We start from the raw sequence: 20,664 nt of genomic DNA, 5'->3' as shown, positions 1-20,664 counted from the left end.
GAGCGTGCATGGCAGATATACCCACGCCGCGGCTGGCGGCAAGCGAATTCCAACAGCGCTTACTGGCCTGGTTCGACCGCTACGGCCGTCACGACTTGCCGTGGCAGTCACCGCGTAGCGCCTACCGCGTGTGGGTGTCGGAAATCATGCTGCAGCAAACCCAAGTTACCACCGTTATAGGCTACTTTGAGCGTTTTATGGCGCGCTTTCCTACCCTGGAAAGCCTCGCCAAGGCGCCACAGGATGAAGTGCTGCACCTCTGGACGGGTCTTGGTTACTATGCCCGTGCGCGCAACCTGCATAAAGCTGCCCAGGTGGCGTTGGCGGAGCACAATGGCGAGCTGCCGACGGAAAGTATCGACGCGTTAGTGGCTTTGCCCGGTATTGGCCGATCCACCGCTGGCGCTATCATTGCGCAAAGCACGGGACAGCGGGCCGCTATTTTAGATGGCAATGTGAAACGCTCGCTCACTCGCCTGCATGCGCTGCCCGGCTGGCCGGGCAAGCCTACCGTGGAGCGAAAGCTATGGGCGCTGGCGGAGTACTACACACCAGAAGAGCGCCTAGCGGATTACACCCAGGCGATGATGGATTTTGGCGCCACGCTATGTAAACGCAGCAAACCGGACTGCCTGGGCTGCCCGTTTAGCGATGTCTGTTTGGCCTACGCTCAAGGCGAGCCAAAGCGCTACCCAGAGTCCAAACCCAAAAAGGCGCTACCCACACGACAAACGATCATGCTAATGCTGCGTGACCCGGAAGGGCGGATATGGCTGGAGAAGCGCCCCCCCAGCGGCCTGTGGGGCGGGTTATGGAGTTTGCCGCAGTTCGAGAAGCACAGCGAGCTTAACGACTGGCTTGAAATCAACGCCGTTAACCCTAAGCGGGAGACTACATCGCCCAGCTTTTACCACACCTTCAGCCATTTTCGCTTAGAGATTACCCCGCAGCCGGTGAGCTGCGATAGGCTGGGCGGTGTTCGCGAAAGCGGCGTATGGTACGACGTTAACCAGCCACCCGCGCTGGGCCTTGCTGCCCCCGTTAAAGCGCTGCTCAGCCAGTTAACGCCCTTTAGCCTCAATCCAACAGCAGGGCACGCTTAAACGTTTGCTAGCAGATTGGATGAGATCATTGAATGAAGTCGCAGAACCAGGAGCACGTTATGAGCAATACCGTTTTTTGCCGCAAGTACCAAAAAGAGTTGGAAGCACTGCCATTCCCACCTTTGCCGGGTAAGCAGGGTCAGGAGATTCAGGCCACCGTTTCCAAGCCCGCCTGGGAAGCCTGGCAGGCGCTGCAAACCCGCTTGATCAATGAGAAGCACCTTAACATGCTCGACCCCGAATCCCGCGCGTACCTAATGGAGCAGATGCAGCGCTTCCTGGATAACCAGGAAACCGACCAAGCCGAAGGCTATGTACCGCCCACGCAGGCATGAATAGCAGGCATAAAGAGTGAGGAGGCTCTTTCTAGTAGCGGGTGGTTTGGTCGAGCAACTGACTTGTAATCAGTGGTTCCAGGTATGGGTGTATCGAAGGCCGAGCCAGCGATGGCGCAGGAAAAAAGACCTCTAAGCATCGGTATCGCAAGAAAGTTTCACAAAGGTGTTGACGAAAAGCGGCGTTTTTAGTTTAATACGCACCGTTGGCAGCGGCCAGATAGCTCAGTTGGTAGAGCAGGGGATTGAAAATCCCCGTGTCGGCGGTTCGATTCCGTCTCTGGCCACCACACTGCTGGGGTATCGCCAAGTGGTAAGGCACCGCTTTTTGGTAGCGGCATTCCCAGGTTCGAATCCTGGTACCCCAGCCATTGCCAACAAAATTTCTTGTTGATTGCGAAGCCCAATAGCAAAGCAGTCATGTTCTCAAGAAAACGTGAAGCGCCGACATAGCTCAGTTGGTAGAGCAACTGACTTGTAATCAGTAGGTCCCGGGTTCGACTCCTGGTGTCGGCACCACTACAGAAGTGGTTAAAAGTTAAGCGTTAGAGAATTAGATTAAGCCGTCCGAAAGGGCGGCTTTTTCGTATCTGGAGTATCTATCCAGCATTGGCGTTATCCACATCCACTATTTATTTAGGGTTGTTGATAACGCGCTATTCAGGAAGCTTGCTTTCACCTGTATATCCGTTAGATAACCAGCGAAGCTTTATAACTTTAAAGGTAGCGTTGCCTGGCCGTATTACTAATAAAGATGCACAGCTTCGAAGGCCGCCAGTAGTTCATTATTATCCCCCGACAGTACAAGCGTCGCGCCATCCACGCTCCATGCTGTTACCTGCTTGAGTGCGGTTAGAAAGTCTCGCTCAGTTTTCATTTGGGTCGTTGGGCAGGCCATTTTAGTGCTGGCGATTTGACCAAACGCTATTTGCTCATTTTCCACACGGTAGCTGCCCATCAAGGTATTGCAGCCAGTAGCACCAGCTAAGCGGGAAGCCTCTTGATGAAGAACCAAGTGAGCTTCACGAAAGTCCTCATGAGTGACGACCGGTGCGCCATCAAGCATCACCAGCTTCCAATAGGTATTGATCAATGATTCATCCGGGGATGTGGTGTACTTATGGGAATCCGTAGCAGCTACGATGCAGCCGGAGGTCATTAATAAAATCCCGATAAATACACTTATCGCTAGCAGCCGTTTCAATTTTCTATTCCTTAATAATCTAATGGGCAGACATGCCGTCATTATAATTTTCTTCGGTAAATTGCCGCATTGCTTTTAAATTAAATTCTTATTCACTATTTTAATGTAAGTTAAATATTTTATTTTATGCCTCTTCTGGCTTGATAGAAGGGGGGCGTCAGCTATGCTCATTAGTGTTCGATCTATATGGTGATTTATCTAAGTGCGATGAATTTAGTGGTTTTAAATCATTAATAAACTTAAAGATGACCCATGAGATATCTGCCAGTGGAAGGACTCTCTGATAGCTCACTAAGGAGAATTTAAAATGTTCCATCATTCCGCAAAACTGCAGTATCCGGTAAAAGTCGATAAGCCTAACCCCCAGTTTGCTATGCTGCTTCAGCAGGCGATAGGTGGGATTGAAGGTGAAATTCGCGTTGCGATGCAGTATTTCTTCCAAGCGATGGGCGCCCGAGGCGATGACCGGATCCGCGATATGCTAATGTCGACCGCGACGGAAGAGCTATCGCATATCGAAATGCTCGGTCATGCGGTAGCTCTTAACCTTGAAGGAGCGCCGCTCTCATACCAAGAAGAGACCGCAAAAGATCCGGTTATGAATGCCATATTGGGCGGTGCCAACCCACGGCACCTATTATCCTCTGGCCTTTCTGCGATGCCGGTAAATGCGAATGGTGTTCCATTTGATATGAGCCATGTCTATGCCACCGGTAACATTGGTGCCGACATGCTCGCTAACGTGACTGCTGAAGCGGGGGGCAGGGTGCTGGCATCACGCCTATATAACTGGACTGACGATCATGGCATGAAGGATTTCTTGTCGTTTCTGATCGCCAGAGATACCTACCATCAACAGCAATGGTTGGCCGTTATAGAAGAGCTGGGGGGCATGCAAGCGCAGCTTCCCATTCCGAATTCGACCCCAGAAGATCATGAGGCAATGCAGCACTCTTACTATTACTTGAATACCTTGCTTGATAAAGAAGCGCCGAAAGGCCGTTGGGCGGAAGGCCCCTCACTTGACGGAAAGAGCAATTATTCTGTAATGGATCAACCTTCACCTGAAGGTCAGGAGCCTACATTAGGTAAAGCTCCGCCAAACTCGGGTGCTCAGAAGGAGCAAATGTAGGTTGTCATTAAATCTAAAAACGTTGCTTCAAGACTTGTTTTTCACGCTAACCGAGTGATAATTTTTAAAAATAGAAGAGGTGTTCGATTGATCTAATAAGTTTTATGTTTTTTTAATTTATTTTACACAGTAAATCTTTCGCCCTGGTCTGTTGCCAGGGTTTTTATTTGTTCTTATTGAGTCATTGCTATGACTAATGCTTTTTTGTGATGCTAACTTATTGGCAGAGTGGGGGTTTTAAGGTCTGGGTGACTGCCTATAGAGTAGTGAGTTAATTCTTGGCGCTTTTAAGGCGAGTGAAAAGATTGATCTTGTAGTATTTCTAAATGTTGACTATATTCCCTTCTAATATGAGTGGTGAACCCTGGTTTTATTATACATGTATAGTTAAATATTTGGTTTTTTTATAGCTACAAGGAATGTAGAGATGACAAATTATGTGACTGATATAGAAAGCGATATTCCGAAAAGGAAAGATCGTTCCGTCCAGGCATCTGAAGTAAAAGTTGATTTATTGCAGTTTATAACCTTGGGGAATATTTTAAGTCGTTATTGTAATCTTCCGTCTGAGGCGTTGGAGCGGTTATTAGATATTAAGCTTCAAAACATAATCTTGAAGAAAAATCGAAAATTATATTCTTTGTACCACGAAAGACCGGAGATATTCGTAGTTAAGAAAGGCTGGGTAAGCTTGTGTCATTCGGTTAAAAGCAGAGGGAAAAGTATATGTAATGTATATATGCCCGGCGATATCGTCGGTATTAGAGAAAGCTTTTTTGATAACCATAATATGGCTATATTGGCATTGCAAGACTGTCAGCTTGATAGAATCTCGGTTGTTAGTTTACATGATTTATGTGAAAAATATGCGGATATAAAAAGAGCAGTAGTTTCTTATATTATGGTTAATGATAATATTACCATCGAAAGGTTAAGAAGCTGTACACATCATAAGGCAGAAGAGCGAGTTGCACATTTTTTGCTTGAGGTGTATGCAAGATATAATTTCAAAAAAATGATTAACTCGAATGAATTCTCACTGCCGATTAAACAAGAGATAGTGGGTGAGTTGCTGGGTATTACTAGCGTGCATGTCAGTCGGTGTATGACCGCATTAGAACAAAAGAAAATGATTCGCAAGACCAGAAGTTCAATTAATTTACTACAACCAGAGCTGTTGGCCGAATATACAGGCTTTAATGAGAGCTTAATTTATGGACATCTTAAACAGGTTTAGTTTTTCAGGCAGATGTTTGGGTGAGAAATTGGCTGATTGATAAGTAAGTTAGGTTTTAGTTAACCCAAGTTATAATAGTTACCGTTCAATTTTTTTCACGTAACCTACGTTATCAAATGGTTAATCATTCCTTGCGGGGAAATTTTAGTGGTCTAGGCTACTCCCTGCACGACGTTTGAACCGTGCTCTATTATTTATATGTACGCTATTATTTATACGTGCAATATGTTCGATCTGAAACCTAATCATACAAGGAGTGGATTAGATGACAGTCAAAAGCACACCGCTAAATTCTGTAACCGCCCATAAGCAATATAGCGAAATGGCCGATACACCTAACGTTCGCAGCACTCAGGCTCAGCGCGCCGAGGTACACGATACCTATCCCTCGCGCTTAAGCGCTACCCCAGAGACAACCTGGCTGCCGCGCCAAGATGCGGTTGTCAAAGGCCGTCAACTTTCCGGCCCGTTAAGCCAAGCGCAGCTTGATGAGTTTGAACGCAAAGGATTTCTGTTTATTCCCAACCTCATTGAAGGCACAGAGCTTGATGAGCTGCGTCAGGAAATGAAGGCGTTGATGAGCAATGATGAGTATCTCAATAAAGACTTCAGCGTGACTGAGCCAGAGAGCCAGGAAATCCGTTCGCTTTTTGCAGTGCACTTCCTCTCGGAGCGCTTGGGCAAACTGGCTAGCGATGAGCGTGTAGCGGGCGCTGCTCGTCAAATCATTGGCGATGATCCTTACGTGCATCAGTCGCGGATTAACTACAAGCCTGGGTTTGCCGGTAAGGGCTTTAACTGGCATTCCGATTTTGAGACATGGCACGCGGAGGATGGCATGCCAGCGATGCACGCGGTAAGCGCATCGCTGATCCTGACCGACAACCATGAGTTCAACGGCCCGTTAATGTTGATTCCTGGTTCTCACAAAAAGTTTGTGCCATGCCTGGGGGAAACACCGGAGGATAACCATAAAAGCTCGCTGAAAGCGCAAGAGGTGGGTGTACCAAGCCCAGAGGCGCTTACCGAGCTAGTAGCTGAACACGGTATTGAAGCTCCAAAAGGCAAGGCGGGCGGTTTGCTGCTATTTGATTGCAATACGCTGCATGCTTCGAATGCGAACCTTTCGCCTGACCCGCGTAGCAACGTGTTCTTTGTATTTAACCGCCAGGATAATCGTTGCGAAGCACCTTACGCAGCGGCTAAACAACGGCCTGATTTCTTGGCTCATAGCCCCGACCAACCGGCGCAGCAATATCGCTAGGGTGAAGTGGGAAACAAATTCATGGCCCAAGGGAGTGGAACCTTGGTATAGGTGGGGTAAACTGTTGCGCCTGTCGTTGCGAATGCGGCACGCATAATGAGAAGGAGAATACCCGCCATGCGTTTTGTTCCACAGTTTACCGATGGCCAGGAGTTTCCCCACCCGCTGGGCAAGGTTGTCTGCATCGGCCGTAATTATGCCGACCATGCGAAAGAGTTAGATAATCCGGTTCCCACAGAGCCGCTGCTGTTTATTAAACCAGCGACCAGCGTTGTGGATCTAACCAAACCGTTGGATCCGCCATTTTCACGCGGCGATGTGCATTATGAAGTTGAGCTTGCGTTGTTAGTGGGTGAAACCTTAACCCACGCCACCCTGGATGAAGCCGAGCGAGCGATTGCCGGTATCGGTTTGGCGATGGATTTAACGCTTCGTGATGTACAGATGAAGCTAAAAGAGAAGGGGCACCCCTGGGAAATTGCCAAAGCTTTTGATGGTGCTTGCCCACTTTCGTCATTTCTGCCGTTAAGCCGTGTGCCCAACTGGAACGCGCTGGCATTTACCCTTGAGATCAACGGTGAAGAGGTTCAGCACGGAGAAGGTTCCGATATGATCTTTGCTGTACCTACGCTGGTGGCAGAAATGAGCCGCCACTTTACCTTAGAGCCGGGCGATGTGATTTTGACAGGAACGCCAGCAGGTGTGGGTGCGTTAGTGCGTGGCTCATCGCTACGCTTAACCTTGACCGGTGGTTTGGAAGTCGAAACCAGCGTAGTCGAGTAGCGTAAAGAGCAGAGGGTGGCTGGACAGTGTTGGATGACAGCACTGGATAACGAAGAAACGCCACCCCGCAATCAGGGTGGCGTTTCTTGTTTAGAGCTACCAAAACATTCTCTTCAAGGCCAAGCGTTCAGCCTCGTTACTCAAGATAGGTATAGCCTTCCAGCCCTTCGCTTAAGCTTGCTGCAAAGCGTGCCTGCTCGTCGGCAGTAAAGCCGCTTGCCGCCAATTGGTCGGTGAGCTTTTGCTTGAGCACATTGGCATTGAAGTTGACGTAGGCAAGCACTTGGGCCACCGAGTCCCCTGCCAGCGGGTTCGATAGCGACCACTCGCCGTCCGCATTAAGCGCAGCGTCCACGGAGTCGGTGTCGCCGAACAGGTTGTGCAGATCGCCAAGAATTTCCTGATAGGCGCCCACCAGGAAGAAGCCTAACCAGCGCTCGTCGTCGGATGCCCACTCGGGCAGTGGCAGAGTACTCTCTACACCCTGGCCGTCGACGTAGCTGTCGATGCGGCCGTCGGAGTCGCAGGTGATGTCCTGAATCACCGCCCGCCGGGTGGGCGCTTGATCCAGCCCGCTAAGGGGCAGCACCGGGAAGATCTGCTCAATGCCCCAAACGTCAGGCACCGATTGGAACAGCGAGAAGTTGACGAAAAGCTTATCGGCTAGCTTCTCCGCTAACTCGTCCAAAATCTCACGGTGGGCACGGTTACGGGTATCCAGCTGGGTGCGCAGCCGCGCGCAGGCGGCCATATACACCCGCTCGCCTTCAGCGCGGGCGGTAATATCACTCAAGCCCATCACAAAACGTTCCTGCAGCTCGCTAACCGCTTGAATCAGATCGTGCCACGCTTCTACTAGCATGCGCGGCTCTTGGGCGGTGGCGAGTTGCTCAAACACACGCCACAGTAACTCAACTTGAGTATCCTCTTGGACGTGTCGTTCCGGCGGGGTGTGATCAATACGCTCTTCGCCAATCACGTTGGTGATCAGTACCGCGTGGTGGGCGGTCAGCGCGCGACCTGATTCGCTGATGAGATGAGGCTGCGGCAGGTTTGCCTCTTGGCACAGCTGGGCAAAGGCGCTGACCACGTTACGGGCGTATTCACGCATCGAGTAGTTGGCCGAACAGAAACTGCGCGAGCGAGTGCCTTCGTAGTCGATGCCCAGGCCGCCGCCTACGTCCACTGTGTCGATGGGCGCACCCAGTTGCATCAGGTTCTGGTAGAAGCGTGCGCACTCGCGCAGGCCGCGCTGAATATCGCGAATATTGGCGATCTGCGAGCCCAGGTGGAAGTGTACCAATTGCAGACTTTCCAGCGCGTCTTCACGGCGAAGGGTCTCTACCACCTCAAGAATCTGACTGGCGGTGAGACCAAACTTAGACTTCTCGCCGCCGGTATTCTGCCACTTGCCTTTACCCACCGAGGCAAGGCGGGCGCGCAGGCCAATACGCGGGGTAACGTCTAGTTCGCGAGCCTCTTCCAAAATCATCTGAAGCTCGGAGAGTTTTTCGACCACCAAATAGACCTTATGGCCGAGTTTTTCACCCAGCAGTGCCAAGCGCACATACTCGCGGTCTTTGTAGCCATTACAGACAATCAACGAAGAGCCGCCGTCGGAAAGCGCCAGCACTGCCAGCAGCTCCGGCTTGCTGCCCGCTTCCAGCCCCACGCGGCCGTTGCCGCGCTCGGCGGTGGCCAGAATTTCTTCAACGACACGACGTTGCTGGTTCACTTTAATCGGATAAACAGCGGTGTAGCCGCCCTGGTAGTCGCAGTCGCTCATGGCGGCATCAAAAGCGCCGCACAGCTGTTCAACCCGATCGTGGAGAATATCGCTAAAGCGCACCAGCACCGGTAGACGCAGCCCGGCACTCTGAAGTTGGCGAACCAGTCCGCTAAGCGGTAGCGCTGGGCCTTCCGCATCACTACCGAGGGGCCGAACCAGGGCTTGGCCCTGGTCATCCACGTCGAAGTAGCCGCTGCCCCATTGATCGATATTCCAGGTGCGCCGTGCGCGAAGGGCAGGGCTAGTCGTCGCCATCACACTCATGCAGAAACCTCGGGTAGCGGCAATGCACCGTGGGCAATGCGCGCAGTTAATATGGTTCGAAAACGTTCGGGGTCGTGGGGCGTCAAATCGTGGGCCGGTGGATCAACATAGACCACCAGCAGGCGTGACAGCCAGTAGCGCAGCGCGGTCATGCGCAGCATGGTCGGCCACAGTTCCCGCTCATCCGCCGTTAACGGTCGGCGCGCCTGGTAGGCGCTCAACAGCGCGCTATAGCGCTCGGCATTGAGCGTGCCATCGTCGTTAGAGGCCCAGTCATTGATCACAATCGCCAGATCAAACAGTAGATCGCCGGTGCAGCCATTATAAAAGTCGATAATCCCGCCAAGCTGGTCACCCTCGAACAGGGTGTTGTCGCGAAACAGATCACCGTGCAGGGCACCCTGGGGCAACTCATCGTGCTGGCTGAAGGCGCTTTCGAAATCGTCGACTTCGTCCTTCATCAGCGTTTGATCGGCGGGGCTTAGGTAGCTCAACACCTTGTGGTGCATCACGTGCAGCCAGTTGAGGTCCCGTGGATTCGGGCGGTGGCCGGGAAAGCGCTTCGATACCACGTGCAGGCGGCCCAAAGTGTCGCCAAGGGCGTGGCACTGGGCTAAATTGGGCGCTTGCGGATGGCGGCCAGGCAGGCGCGGAAATAGCAGCGCCGGTTTGCCCACTAGACTATGCAGCGCGATACCTTCGCGGTCGTGAATCGTGCCGGGCACCGGCAGGCGGTGTTCGTCTAAATAGTCCAACAGCTCAACAAAGAACGGCAGCTCTGCGTGCTCACCCTGTTCGAACAGGGTTAACACCAGCTCGCGGCGGTCAGTGGTCACAAAAAATGTTGAATTCTCGGTGCCGTTCGCGACGCCCTGAAGAGAAACAAAACTGCCCACATCAAATTTTTCTAAAAACGCGGCGACCTGTGCGTCGCTAAGCGGAGTAAATACAGCCATGAGAGTCTCGCCCAGGTTGCTAAGCCCATTATTGTAGCGGCTTGGTCGCTCAGTTGGCAGCGTTGTCGTGATAAGAGAGTCGAGTTTGGCTCTGCAGGCTGCCTGCGCAACGCGTATCATATGATTCACTCTTATTAGCAGTTATTTTTTTAAGCAATCTTATTTAACAATGGAACTTGGTTATGGCTCGCGCTCCGATCGTCCTCGTCGATGGCTCTTCCTATCTTTACCGTGCCTTTCATGCGCTGCCGCCGCTGACGACCTCCAATGGTCAGCCGACGGGCGCGGTGAAAGGCGTGTTGAACATGCTCAAGCGGCTGATCAAGGATTACCCTGAAAGCCCCATGGCCGTGGTGTTTGATGCGCCGGGCAAAACGTTCCGCGATGAGATGTACAGCGACTATAAAGCGCACCGCCCGCCGATGCCTGATGATCTGCGCAGCCAGATCGCGCCGCTGCACGCCTGCGTGAAGGCGCTGGGCCTCCCGCTGCTGTGTATTGAAGGCGTCGAGGCGGACGATGTGATTGGCACGCTGGCGCATCATGCTACCCAGGCGGGGCGCGACGCGGTGATCTCCACCGGCGATAAAGATATGGCGCAGCTGGTCAATGCTCATATCACGCTGGTCAACACCATGAAGGATGAAACCCTGGACGAGGCGGGCGTGGAAGAAAAATTCGGCCTGCCACCTGCGCTGATTATCGATTTTCTCGCTCTAATGGGCGACAAGGTCGATAACATTCCCGGCGTGCCCGGCGTGGGTGAAAAAACCGCCATTGGCCTGCTGCAAGGTATGGGCGGCGGGCTGGAGGCCATTTATGGCGATTTAGAGCGAGTAAAAACGCTCACTTTCCGCGGCGCGAAAACCCTGTCCAAGAAGCTTGAAGAGCACCGCGATCAGGCGTTTCTCTCCTATCAGTTGGCCACCATCAAAGTCGATTGCGATCTGCCGGTGGGCTTGGATGATTTGGATATCGCTCATCCAGATCGCGAAGCGCTTGTTACCTTGTACAAAGAGATGGAGTTCCGCCAGTGGCTGGGTGAGCTGCTGGAAGACAAAGACGAAGGCGTGGATAACGTTAAAGGTGGCGAGCCCGCGCCCACTAGTGCTGAGGAAGCAGTAAACGAGTCTGAGGAATCGAGTGCTTCTGGGCCAGTGTCTGTTCGTGAAGATCAGGTCATCCTCGAACAGGCAGACTTCGAGCGCTGGCTGGAGCGGCTGCACAGTGCCGAGCGCTTCTGCTTTGATTTGGAAACCACCAGCCTCAACTGTATGGATGCGGAAATAGTCGGCGTTGGCTTGGCGCTGGAGGCGGGGGAGGCGGCCTATATTCCGCTTGCTCATGACTATTTGGATGCACCACAGCAGCTTGACCGCAAAACGGTGCTGGCGGCGCTAAAGCCGCTGCTGGAAGACCCGAAAAAAACCAAGATTGGCCAAAACCTTAAATACGATATTTCGGTGCTGGCCAACTATGCGATTTCTGTGGCAGGCCCTTTTGCTGACACCATGCTGGCGTCCTATGTGCTCAATTCTACCGCCACGCGGCATGATATGGATTCGCTAGCGCTCAAGTATCTGGGCGAAAAAACCATTTCATTTGAAGAGATTGCCGGTAAGGGTGCGAAGCAACTTACGTTTAATCAGATTGCCCTGGAGCAAGCGGCGCCATACGCCTGCGAAGATGTTGATATCACCCTGCGGCTGCAGCAAACGCTTCGCCCCCAGGTCGAAAACGAAGGGCGCCTAGCGGAAGTGCTGGATCATATCGAGCTGCCACTGATCAAAGTGCTCTCGCGCATTGAGCGCAACGGGGTCGCGGTAGATGCCGAACTACTGCACAAACAGAGCCAGCAGCTAGAGCAGCGGATTGGTGAATTAGAGCGCGAGGCGTTTGAACTGGCCGGGCGCGAATTTAATCTCGGCTCACCCAAGCAGCTAGGGCAGATTCTGTTTGAAGAGCAGAAAATCCCGGTGCTCAAGAAAACCCCTAAAGGCGCACCCTCTACCGCCGAAGGCGTGCTGGAAGAGCTGGCGCTGGACTACCCGCTGCCCAAGGTGATTATGCAGCACCGGGGGCTGGCCAAGCTGAAGTCCACCTATACCGATAAACTGCCACGGCTGCTCAATAAAGCCACTGGCCGGGTACACACCAGCTACCACCAGGCGGTCACCGCCACCGGGCGGCTGTCGTCGTCGGACCCAAACTTACAGAACATCCCCATTCGTACCGAAGAGGGGCGCAAAATTCGTCAGGCATTTATTGCCCGCCCTGGCTACCGCATTGTCGCCGCCGACTATTCGCAGATCGAGCTGCGAATTATGGCGCATCTTTCCGAAGATAAAGGGCTGCTGGAAGCCTTTGCCGAAGGGCGTGATATCCACACCGCCACGGCGGCAGAAGTCTTCGGTACCTCCCTTGAGAAGGTTTCTGGCGACCAGCGTCGCAGTGCCAAAGCGATCAACTTCGGTTTGATTTACGGCATGAGTGCCTGGGGGCTGTCGCGTCAGCTGCACATTGATCGCAATCAGGCACAAACCTATATTGATCGCTACTTTGACCGTTACCCCGGCGTTGCCCGCTACATGGACCGTATTCGCACCCAAGCCGCAGAGGATGGCTTTGTCGAGACCGTCCTGGGTCGGCGTCTTTACTTACCGGAAATTCAGTCGCAAAACCGTAACCGCCGCCAAGGCGCTGAGCGCACCGCGATAAACGCGCCGATGCAGGGAACCGCCGCCGATATCATCAAGCAGGCGATGATTGATGTGGATGCGTGGCTAGCGGAAGGCGAGTTCGACGCGCTGATGGTGATGCAGGTGCACGATGAGCTGGTGTTTGAAGTCGCCGAGAAGCAGGTCGAAGCGTTTATCGAGCAGGTGCAAAAACGCATGCAGGGCGCGGCGGAGCTAAAAGTGCCGCTGATTGTCGAGGCAGAAAGTGGCGCCAACTGGGATGAAGCCCACTAACGCCCCAGGGTAATCATTGCCCTAAACGAAAAAACCCGCAGCCAGTGGCTGCGGGGTTGGGTTAAACGCGATGTTTAGGGCAGGGCTTAACGCCAGCCGACGCGATCAAAAATGCGGATTGCTTCAGGGTTGTTTTCACCCAGTACGCTGATGTTTACGTCATCCGTTTTGAAGTTGCCCCAGGATTCGAGTACCGGGTCTTTCTTGATGCCTTCAACTACCGGGAACTCGTTGTTACCAGAGGCAAAGATTTCCTGGGCAGTGTCTGAGGCGAGGTATTCAAGGAAGCGGATGGCGTTGTCGCGGTTAGGCGCACCTTCTACCACACCGGCACCGCCAACGTTAACGTGGGTACCGCGGTCATCCTGGTTGGGGAAAATAATACCCACTTTGCGGGCCGCTTCACGTTCGGCATCGTCGTCGGATTTTAGCAGGCGCACATAGTAGTAGTGGTTAGCCACTGCGATGTCACACTCGCCGCTGGCCGCGCCCAGAATCTGGTCGGTATCGCCACCTTCCGGATCCCGCGCCATATTATTGACCACGCCCTGGGCCCACTCTTCGGCTCCCTCTTTACCGTGGTGCTCGATCATCGCGGCGAGCAGCGACTGGTTGTAAATGTTGTTGGAAGAGCGAATGCACACCTTGCCTTCAAACTGCGGGTCGGCAAGGTCTTCGTAGCTGGTAATCTGGCTAGGGTCGAAGTTTTCGCGGTTGTAATAAATTGCCCGTGCGCGCTGGCTAAAGCCAAACCACAGGCCTTCAGGGTGGCGCATGGATTCGGGCAGGAGCTCGTTGAGAGCATCCGACTCAACGCTTTGGAAGATGCCTTCATCTTCTGCGCGCCATAGGCGGCCTGCATCGACGGTGAGCATGATGTCTGCGGGGCTGGCCACGCCTTCGCGCTGAATGCGCTCGATCAGCTGGTCGGAGTCACCTTCAAGGATGTTAACTTCGATGCCTGTCTCTTCGGTGAAAGCATCGTAGAGGCGTTCGTCAGAGTCATAGTGGCGCGCGGAGTAAAGGTTGAGCTCGTCTGCCGCGACCTGACCGGCAAACGTAGCACCCACCATCATCGCTGCCATCGGAGCAACAAAGCGTACGGTTTTCATCAAGCACATCCTTATTTGTTGAATGATAATACGTTACATTATTAACATTGTTATTGAAGCGTTTCGTATGCCTTGCGTCAAGAGTTATTGCCTACCCAAAAGGTGGTACGTGCATAACCGGCCAATAAAAAATAGAATGCAAACAACTTACAAATGTACTCAATCCGCGTTTAGGCTTTTAGAGGTGCGGTTTGCTCACCTGGGAAGTGCTATTCAGACACCACTAATCAGACAGTGCTAATTCATAGCGGTGATTTATGACAGCTTCGCTAAAGGTAACTGCAAGAAGGGCTGCTGAGGTAGCGCCTGGCTCATCGGCGTTAACCCTGCACAACGTACGCCATGCTTACGATGGCCATACGGTTGTAAAAGGTGTGGATTTAAGCGTTGCTCCAGGCGAGGTGGTTTGCCTTTTGGGCCCCTCTGGTTGTGGCAAAACAACGCTACTGCGTATCGCTGCGGGCCTTGAAGTGCTGCAAGAAGGCAGTGTGTCCTTAGACGATATCTATATTGCAGGACAGGGCCAGCGCCACGTGCCGCCGGAAAAACGCAATGTCGGGCTGGCGTTTCAAGACTCGGCACTTTTCCCCCACTTAACCGTTTTGGAAAATGTCACCTTTGGGCTTAAGCATTTAGCTTCTCGCGAGCGTCGGGAGCGGGCGGCCCAACTGCTTGAGCAGTTGGGTATGGCCGCGTATATCGATGTTTACCCGCACATGCTCTCAGGGGGGCAGCAGCAGCGGGTGGCCTTGGCGCGTGCGCTGGCGCCTTCGCCGCGCTTAATGCTTTTGGATGAACCGTTCTCAAGTCTGGATGCGCGTCTGCGCGATCGTATCCGCGACGATACGCTGCACGTGCTCAAAAAAGTCGGCGCGGCGACGCTGCTGGTGACCCATGATCCCGAAGAGGCCATGTTTATGGCGGATCGCATCGCACTGATGCGGGATGGGCGGATCGTGCAAACGGGTACGCCACGAGAGCTTTACTGCGCGCCTCAAGACCCCTTTGTCGTGACCTTTTTTGGTGACGTTAATGAGCTGCAGGGCAAAGTGCATAATGGCACGGTGAACACGCCAGTTGGGCGGGTGCCTGCCGGTGGGCTAGCGGAAGGCAGCGACGCTCAAGTGATGATTCGCCCAGAGGCGCTGCGAATAGTTGAGCGTGATCTGCCTGCAGATGAGCATCGCCATAGCCATGTGGTAATGGCGAAACTGCTGGGCCGCACCAGCCTTCTGCACCTATGTGCCCATGGTGAAAACGATCTTGAGGCCCACCTGCACGCCCGCGTACCTGGGGTGTTTTTACCCGCGGAGGGGCAGCCGGTGGATATTCACCTCGACCTTTCACAGGTATTTGTTTTCCCGCTTACGTCCTAGGGTTTGATCAGGACTAAGCGCCGGGACGCGAACGGCGCATGGCCATGCTAAGCAGAATGACCGGCAGGATGCCCACCACCACAATCGCCAGCGACGATGTGGAGGCCTCTGCCAGCCGTTCATCAGAGGCTAGGTTATGCGCCCTCACGGCCAGGGTGTCGAAGTTGAAGGGGCGCAGAATAATCGTCGCGGGCAGCTCCTTCATCACATCAACGAAGACTAAAATTCCCGCCGCTAACAGGCTGCTACGCATCATCGGTGTATGAATATGGCGCAGCGTCCCCCCCGCTGTTTGACCCAGGGTGCGCGAAGCGGCATCCATGCTTGGCGTCACTTTACCTAAGCTCGCCTCAACGGCATTGAATGAGACGGCTAGAAAGCGCACGACATAGGCGTATAGCAAGATAAACGCCGACCCACTGAAGACCAGGCCAATGATGTAGCCATAGTGATTATTCAGCCAGGTGTTGAGGGCGTTATCCAACCAGGCAAACGGAATCAGAATACCCACCGCGACCACTGAGCCAGGAATCGCGTAGCCCATGGAGGCGACCCGGGAAGCCACCCGCGCAAACGTCGTATCGTGCATGCGCACGCCGTAGCTCAGCACAACGGCCAAGCCCACGGCGATCAACGCGGCCACTGTTGCCAACCCCAGGCTGTTCCAGGCGTAGCCAATAAAGCGCGAGCCCCAGAGTGAATCGCCCCCCTGCAGCGCTAAATTGAGCAGAATGCCGCTGGGCAATAAAAAGCCCACCAGCACCGGGACCAAACAAGCCAGCGTCGCTGCCGCGGCTCGCCAGCCGTGCAGCGCGTACTCGGGCAACTGCTGGTAGCGATTGGTGGTATGGAAATAGCGACGCTTGCCCCGCGACCAGCGTTCCAGCAGCACTAACACAATCACGAAGGTGAGCAGGCACGCCGCTAACTGCGCCGCCGCCACCTGCTCGCCCATGCCAAACCAGGTGCGGTAGATACCGGTGGTAAAGGTATCAACGCCGAAGAACTGAACGGCGCCAAACTCGTTAAGCGTCTCCATTAATACCAGCGATACCCCGCCTACCAGCGCCGGGCGTGCAAGCGGTACGGCGACGCTGGCAAACAGTTTCCAGGGGCCACGGCCGAGGGTGCGCCCTACATCCAGCACGCAGACTGACTGTTCTAAAAACGATGCGCGGGCCAGTAGATAAACATAGGGGTAGAGCACCAGGGTAATCACCGTCGCGGCGCCACCCAGGGAGCGAATGTTGGGAAAGTAGTAGTCGCCATACCCCCAACCAAACGTCTCGCGCATCAGGCTTTGTAACGGCCCGGCAAACTGCAAAAAATCGGTATAGGCGTAGGCGATGACGTAGGTAGGTACCGCCAGCGGCAGCAGCAACGCCCACTCGAATAGCCGTTTGCCGGGAAATCGGCACATAACCACTAGCCAAGCCGTGCCGGTGCCGATGATGAGCGTGCCGAGTCCTACGGTCACGACAAGCCAGAAGGTGTTGTTCAAATAGCGACCAAGTACGGTGCTGGCCAAGTGTTGCCAAACACCATCGGTGGGCATCGCGATATGGGCAAATACCACCAGCACGGGCAGCGCAACCACGAACGCTACCGCGATCAGGGCAATCGACCAGGGGGTAGCGCGACGGCTAAGCGAAGAGGAGAAGGCGAATAGCCCGCGATAGCCGGATCTGAACAAGCGAACACTCCTTGCATTGACGGAAAGCAGTAGCGAAAAGCCGGAAAGTAGCGCAGCACACTTAATGCGAAATAGTGACGGGCGTGAATAGTAGCATTAGCGCTGTTCTACTGCAGCTTTGCAGCCTCGTCGTTCATACAAAAAAGCCCGCCGGAGCGGGCCATAATGGTTGGAGGATAAGCTTTGGATGCAAGGCCTAGTAACCCAGCAGCATGCTAGGTAAGCCGGTAATCAGCCAGGGGAAGAACGCCATCAGCGTACAGGCGAGTAGAATCAACGCCACAAAGGGTACTACTGCTTTGTAAAGATGGACGATTTCGACCCCGGGCGGTGCCACGCCTTTCAAGTAGAACAGCGCATAGCCAAAGGGCGGGGTCAGGAACGATGTCTGCAGTACCACCGCCACCATCACCACGAACCACAGCATATCCACGCCCATGGTTTCGACGATGGGCAGCATGATGGGGAAGCTCAGCAGAACAATGCCGGTCCAATCCAGGAACATGCCCAGAATAAATACCAGGAACAGCATCAGGATTAGCGCCCCAATGGTGCCGCCGGGCATGGCCAGCACCAGCTCGCTGATCACGGTCATACCGCCACCGCGTGAGAATACGCCGGTGAACGCAGTAGCCCCCACCAATACGAGCATGACCATGGTGGTGGTTTTACCCGCTTCTATCATCGTCCAGAAGCAGGTACTGATTTTGCGATCACCAAAAATCATAAACAGAATAAAGGCGATAAATACGCCGATGGCCGAGGCTTCGGTAGCCGTGGCGACACCGGTAAATAGTGCACCCAGTACGCCCAAAATCAATGACATAGGTGGAAGCACGTACTTTGCCAGCATGATAAGCAGTTGTTTAGTACTGACTTCGGCGCGCTCTTCAGCAGGCACTTTAGGGCCGTAGCTGGGTTTAATGTAGCAGATGATCAGTACGTAGAGCGCATACATGACACCAAGCAGCAGGCCAGGAATCAGCGCGCCCGCAAACAGTGCGCCTACGGAAACCGGCGAGTAGCTGGCCATGAGGATTAGCATGATGCTGGGCGGAATCAAGATGCCCAAACACCCGCTCGCCATAATAACCCCGGCGCTAAGCTCTTTGTTGTAGCCGTACTTGAGCATCGGTACCAGGGCAATCATGCCCATGACCGCAATCGAGGCGCCCACAATGCCGGTGGTGGCCGCTAGCAGCACCGAAACGATGACCACGGTAAGTGCCAAGCCGCCGCGCAGGTTCGCCAGCAACAGCCGCATGGCATCAAACATCTTCTCGGTAACACCGGAGTCGTTTAAGAACCGTGCCATCAAAATGAACAGCGGTATCGCCACCAGGACATAGTTGTCCATGGCATTACCGAAAATATTGTTGATCAGGGTGCCGAGGATGCGCTCGCCGGGGCCAAGAAAGGCACCGATAACCGCTACGCCGCCGAGCACAAACGCCAGTGGGTGACCCATAAACAGCCCCACCATCAGGCCGCCAAACATCACCAGCGTGAGCATTTCAGGACTTAGATTCATGCTGATCTCTCCTCGCGAAGCTGCATGATGGCACGCAGCACAATGGCAACTGCCTGCAGCAGAATCAGTATGGAGGCGACCACAATCACCCCTTTAATCGGATAGACCGGGATTGAGACCATGCCGTACGTGGTTTCACCGCGGCTCCACGCGCGTTCAAAGAAACTCCAGCCCAGGGTGATCAGCATCCAGATAAAGGGGACAAAGAAAATTAGGTAGCCGAGCACTTCAAGCGCGGCTTGCTTCCTGCGCGATAGCAAGCGCTTTAGCACGTCAACTTCCACGTGGGCGTGGTGCTTGAGCCCATAGGCCGCCATCAGCATGAAGTGGGCGCCAAACAGCATCTTGGTCACATCAAAGGCCCAGTCACTAGGGCGCCCAAACAGAAAGCGTGACGCAATGTCGTAAAGAACAATCAGGGTGATGATGGCAATCAATGGGGCGATGATTCGCCCTAAGGTTTCATTGATGGCATCGATCGCCTTGGCAATCGCATTCATGGAAGGTCTCCGCGGTCAGCACAAAAAAACCGCCCCGGTAAAAACCGAGGCGGCACAGAAGCGCCTTACAGGCAGGCTTCGATCTCTTCCAGTGAGGGCAGGTTATCCATCACGCGGCTCATGTTGTAAGGTGCGGAAACATCGCGCCAAGTCGCGTAGTGCTCAAGGTAGGCAATCATTGATTGGTAGACCTTGGCGTGGTCGGGGTCTTCGCAAGCACCGCGTAGAATCACGTCGTTGGTAACTTCCTGAATGCGCGCCAAGTCCTCTTCAGAGAATTGGTTGATCGTGACACCTGCGTCAATGAACTTCTGCGTGGCTTCGGTGGACTGGCGTTCAGACCAAGCTAACGACCATGCCATGGTGGCGTCCGCCGCGATGCGCAGGGTCTCTTGGGTCTCTTCTGAGAGGGCGTCCCAGGCATCTTTATTGATCATGACCCCGAATACGCTGGCCGACTGGTGCCAGCCGGGCGTTGCCCAGTAGTCGGCCACTTCGGCAAAACCGGCATTAAAGTCGACCCCAGGGGTAGAGAACTCACCTGCATCGATAACGCCGCGCTCAATGGCTTGGTAGACTTCACCGCCCGCCAGGGTGACCTGGGAGCCGCCCAGCTCTTCAAGCACGCGGCCCTGGTCGCGACCCGAAAGACGCAGACGCTTGCCTTCTAGGTCGGCAATGCTCTCAATCGGGGTACGGCCCATAAAGCCCGACTCATTGTTGGTAATGCCGTAGGGGAGATAGACCATGTTGAACTGGCCATAGATCTCTTCGTACAGCTCGCGGCCGCCCCACTGCTGAATCCAGTTGAGGTAGTCAACGCCATTAAACAGACTTGTGGTGGTCGCCAATGGCGAGAAGGCGGGGTTCAAGCCTGCCCAATAGCCCGGCCAGTCGCCTGCGGCTTCAATGCTGCCCGTTTCAGTGGCGTCAAATACTTCAGTACCGGGCATGAGCGTGCCGCCTGCGCGGAAATTGATTTGTAGCTCTTCGCCCGCCAGTTTATTGACCAGTTCCACCCAGTGCTGGTCAATCTTGATTAGATCAAGGTTTTCCGGCCAGGTAGTGGTCATTGTCCACTCTTCTTGTGCTTGTGCGGTGGTCGTTAAGGTAGCGAAGGCAATACCGGCAGCCAGGCCGGTGAGGGCGAATTTGGTCATTTTTTTCATGATGTATTTCCTGGTTTGGCGTGTGGCGTTATTAGTGTTGGTTACCTGAAGTCAGGAAAGTGCAGCGCTGTTAGGTTACGTTTACGTAAACAAGGATATCAACGCTTCAGAGCTAAATTAGCACATCAACCCCGCTGCGGTGCAATATCAGTAATGTAAGAGTTTTCAGTCAGGGTTTTTTATAAGAAATCTTTTTAAATTCATTTAAAACAGATATTTATAGTTTTATTTAGGCATCAAGATA

Annotated in this window: 16 protein-coding genes and 3 tRNA genes; 11 read left to right on the top strand and 8 right to left on the bottom strand. The window is 53.7% G+C overall.

From position 1 onward, the window contains the following. The first annotated feature begins 8 nt into the window (after nt 1-8). The 5 genes from mutY to QHL1GM_RS09445 all read left to right on the top strand — a co-directional run bounded on the left by mutY (nt 9) and on the right by QHL1GM_RS09445 (nt 1,957). Nucleotides 9-1,103, top strand: coding sequence for an A/G-specific adenine glycosylase (gene mutY / locus QHL1GM_RS09465; RefSeq protein WP_071694252.1), 1,095 nt, complete (start codon nt 9-11; stop codon nt 1,101-1,103). Nucleotides 1,104-1,162: 59 nt separating this feature from the next. After that, on the top strand, nt 1,163-1,438 hold the full coding sequence (locus QHL1GM_RS09460) for an oxidative damage protection protein (protein WP_035585612.1): 276 nt from the start codon (nt 1,163-1,165) through the stop codon (nt 1,436-1,438). Between the two features lie 214 nt (nt 1,439-1,652). Continuing rightward, nucleotides 1,653-1,728 (top strand) — tRNA-Phe (locus QHL1GM_RS09455). Between the two features lie 6 nt (nt 1,729-1,734). Beyond that, nucleotides 1,735-1,809 (top strand) — tRNA-Gln (locus QHL1GM_RS09450). Nucleotides 1,810-1,881: 72 nt separating this feature from the next. Beyond that, a tRNA-Thr gene (locus tag QHL1GM_RS09445) sits at nt 1,882-1,957 on the top strand. 226 nt (nt 1,958-2,183) lie between these two features. Here QHL1GM_RS09445 and QHL1GM_RS09440 read toward each other — a convergent pair. Continuing rightward, complete coding sequence (locus QHL1GM_RS09440; protein WP_175540369.1) at nt 2,184-2,642, bottom strand: META domain-containing protein; 459 nt, start codon at nt 2,640-2,642, stop codon at nt 2,184-2,186. Between the two features lie 307 nt (nt 2,643-2,949). Between QHL1GM_RS09440 and QHL1GM_RS09435 the strand changes: the two genes are divergently transcribed. The 4 genes from QHL1GM_RS09435 (at nt 2,950) to QHL1GM_RS09420 (ending at nt 7,058) form a co-directional block, all read left to right on the top strand. Then, on the top strand, nt 2,950-3,774 hold the full coding sequence (locus QHL1GM_RS09435) for a manganese catalase family protein (protein WP_071694250.1): 825 nt from the start codon (nt 2,950-2,952) through the stop codon (nt 3,772-3,774). Nucleotides 3,775-4,201: 427 nt separating this feature from the next. Further along, nucleotides 4,202-5,011, top strand: a complete 810-nt coding sequence (locus QHL1GM_RS09430; protein WP_071694249.1) for a Crp/Fnr family transcriptional regulator — start codon at nt 4,202-4,204, stop codon at nt 5,009-5,011. A 265-nt stretch (nt 5,012-5,276) separates the two neighbouring features. Next, a complete protein-coding gene (gene thpD, locus QHL1GM_RS09425; RefSeq protein ID WP_071694248.1) occupies nt 5,277-6,275 on the top strand; it encodes an ectoine hydroxylase in 999 nt (332 codons plus the stop codon). A 117-nt stretch (nt 6,276-6,392) separates the two neighbouring features. After that, entirely contained in the window at nt 6,393-7,058 is a 666-nt protein-coding gene (locus QHL1GM_RS09420; protein ID WP_071694247.1) for a fumarylacetoacetate hydrolase family protein, read from the top strand. A 136-nt stretch (nt 7,059-7,194) separates the two neighbouring features. On the opposite strand, the gene speA is transcribed toward QHL1GM_RS09420, so the two are convergent. Both speA and QHL1GM_RS09410 read right to left on the bottom strand, forming a co-directional pair. After that, entirely contained in the window at nt 7,195-9,111 is a 1,917-nt protein-coding gene (gene speA / locus QHL1GM_RS09415; RefSeq protein WP_071694246.1) for a biosynthetic arginine decarboxylase, read from the bottom strand. Beyond that, complete coding sequence (locus QHL1GM_RS09410) at nt 9,108-10,067, bottom strand: homoserine kinase (RefSeq protein WP_071695959.1); 960 nt, start codon at nt 10,065-10,067, stop codon at nt 9,108-9,110. The genes speA and QHL1GM_RS09410 overlap by 4 nt, the downstream gene beginning before the upstream one ends. Before the next feature lie 182 nt (nt 10,068-10,249). Between QHL1GM_RS09410 and polA the strand changes: the two genes are divergently transcribed. After that, nucleotides 10,250-13,039: a DNA polymerase I gene (gene polA / locus QHL1GM_RS09405; protein WP_071694245.1), complete on the top strand. Its 2,790-nt coding sequence runs from the start codon at nt 10,250-10,252 to the stop codon at nt 13,037-13,039. A gap of 86 nt (nt 13,040-13,125) precedes the next feature. Here the strand turns inward: polA and QHL1GM_RS09400 are convergent, their stop codons facing one another. Further along, on the bottom strand, nt 13,126-14,151 hold the full coding sequence (locus tag QHL1GM_RS09400) for a Fe(3+) ABC transporter substrate-binding protein (protein WP_071694244.1): 1,026 nt from the start codon (nt 14,149-14,151) through the stop codon (nt 13,126-13,128). A 257-nt stretch (nt 14,152-14,408) separates the two neighbouring features. Here QHL1GM_RS09400 and QHL1GM_RS09395 point away from each other — a divergent pair, with 257 nt between their 5' ends. Beyond that, entirely contained in the window at nt 14,409-15,527 is a 1,119-nt protein-coding gene (locus QHL1GM_RS09395; RefSeq protein WP_071694243.1) for an ABC transporter ATP-binding protein, read from the top strand. Between the two features lie 13 nt (nt 15,528-15,540). Here the strand turns inward: QHL1GM_RS09395 and QHL1GM_RS09390 are convergent, their stop codons facing one another. The 4 genes from QHL1GM_RS09390 to dctP form a co-directional block, all read right to left on the bottom strand. Continuing rightward, nucleotides 15,541-17,220: an iron ABC transporter permease gene (locus QHL1GM_RS09390; RefSeq protein WP_071694242.1), complete on the bottom strand. Its 1,680-nt coding sequence runs from the start codon at nt 17,218-17,220 to the stop codon at nt 15,541-15,543. A 196-nt stretch (nt 17,221-17,416) separates the two neighbouring features. After that, on the bottom strand, nt 17,417-18,751 hold the full coding sequence (locus QHL1GM_RS09385; RefSeq protein ID WP_071694241.1) for a TRAP transporter large permease subunit: 1,335 nt from the start codon (nt 18,749-18,751) through the stop codon (nt 17,417-17,419). Beyond that, nucleotides 18,748-19,251, bottom strand: a complete 504-nt coding sequence (locus QHL1GM_RS09380) for a TRAP transporter small permease subunit (RefSeq protein WP_071694240.1) — start codon at nt 19,249-19,251, stop codon at nt 18,748-18,750. Before QHL1GM_RS09380 ends, QHL1GM_RS09385 begins: the two co-directional genes overlap by 4 nt. 65 nt (nt 19,252-19,316) lie before the next feature. Next, entirely contained in the window at nt 19,317-20,420 is a 1,104-nt protein-coding gene (gene dctP / locus QHL1GM_RS09375) for a TRAP transporter substrate-binding protein DctP (protein WP_071694239.1), read from the bottom strand. Between the last annotated feature and the right edge of the window lie 244 nt (nt 20,421-20,664).

The sequence above is a fragment of the Halomonas sp. QHL1 genome (assembly GCF_001882345.1).
Classification (GTDB): Bacteria; Pseudomonadota; Gammaproteobacteria; order Pseudomonadales; family Halomonadaceae; genus Vreelandella.
This window is presented reverse-complemented; position numbering and strand designations above follow the sequence as displayed.

What these genes read in the sequence shown, in the direction of transcription:
- QHL1GM_RS09385 (WP_071694241.1), bottom strand. Translation starts at nt 18,751, where the DNA reads ATGAATCTAAGTCCTGAAATGCTCACGCTGGTGATGTTTGGCGGCCTG.
- polA (WP_071694245.1), top strand. Translation starts at nt 10,250, where the DNA reads ATGGCTCGCGCTCCGATCGTCCTCGTCGATGGCTCTTCCTATCTTTAC.
- QHL1GM_RS09395 (WP_071694243.1), top strand. Translation starts at nt 14,409, where the DNA reads ATGACAGCTTCGCTAAAGGTAACTGCAAGAAGGGCTGCTGAGGTAGCG.
- QHL1GM_RS09435 (WP_071694250.1), top strand. Translation starts at nt 2,950, where the DNA reads ATGTTCCATCATTCCGCAAAACTGCAGTATCCGGTAAAAGTCGATAAG.
- mutY (WP_071694252.1), top strand. Translation starts at nt 9, where the DNA reads ATGGCAGATATACCCACGCCGCGGCTGGCGGCAAGCGAATTCCAACAG.
- QHL1GM_RS09430 (WP_071694249.1), top strand. Translation starts at nt 4,202, where the DNA reads ATGACAAATTATGTGACTGATATAGAAAGCGATATTCCGAAAAGGAAA.
- QHL1GM_RS09380 (WP_071694240.1), bottom strand. Translation starts at nt 19,251, where the DNA reads ATGAATGCGATTGCCAAGGCGATCGATGCCATCAATGAAACCTTAGGG.
- speA (WP_071694246.1), bottom strand. Translation starts at nt 9,111, where the DNA reads ATGAGTGTGATGGCGACGACTAGCCCTGCCCTTCGCGCACGGCGCACC.
- thpD (WP_071694248.1), top strand. Translation starts at nt 5,277, where the DNA reads ATGACAGTCAAAAGCACACCGCTAAATTCTGTAACCGCCCATAAGCAA.
- QHL1GM_RS09410 (WP_071695959.1), bottom strand. Translation starts at nt 10,067, where the DNA reads ATGGCTGTATTTACTCCGCTTAGCGACGCACAGGTCGCCGCGTTTTTA.
- QHL1GM_RS09400 (WP_071694244.1), bottom strand. Translation starts at nt 14,151, where the DNA reads ATGAAAACCGTACGCTTTGTTGCTCCGATGGCAGCGATGATGGTGGGT.
- QHL1GM_RS09420 (WP_071694247.1), top strand. Translation starts at nt 6,393, where the DNA reads ATGCGTTTTGTTCCACAGTTTACCGATGGCCAGGAGTTTCCCCACCCG.
- dctP (WP_071694239.1), bottom strand. Translation starts at nt 20,420, where the DNA reads ATGAAAAAAATGACCAAATTCGCCCTCACCGGCCTGGCTGCCGGTATT.
- QHL1GM_RS09460 (WP_035585612.1), top strand. Translation starts at nt 1,163, where the DNA reads ATGAGCAATACCGTTTTTTGCCGCAAGTACCAAAAAGAGTTGGAAGCA.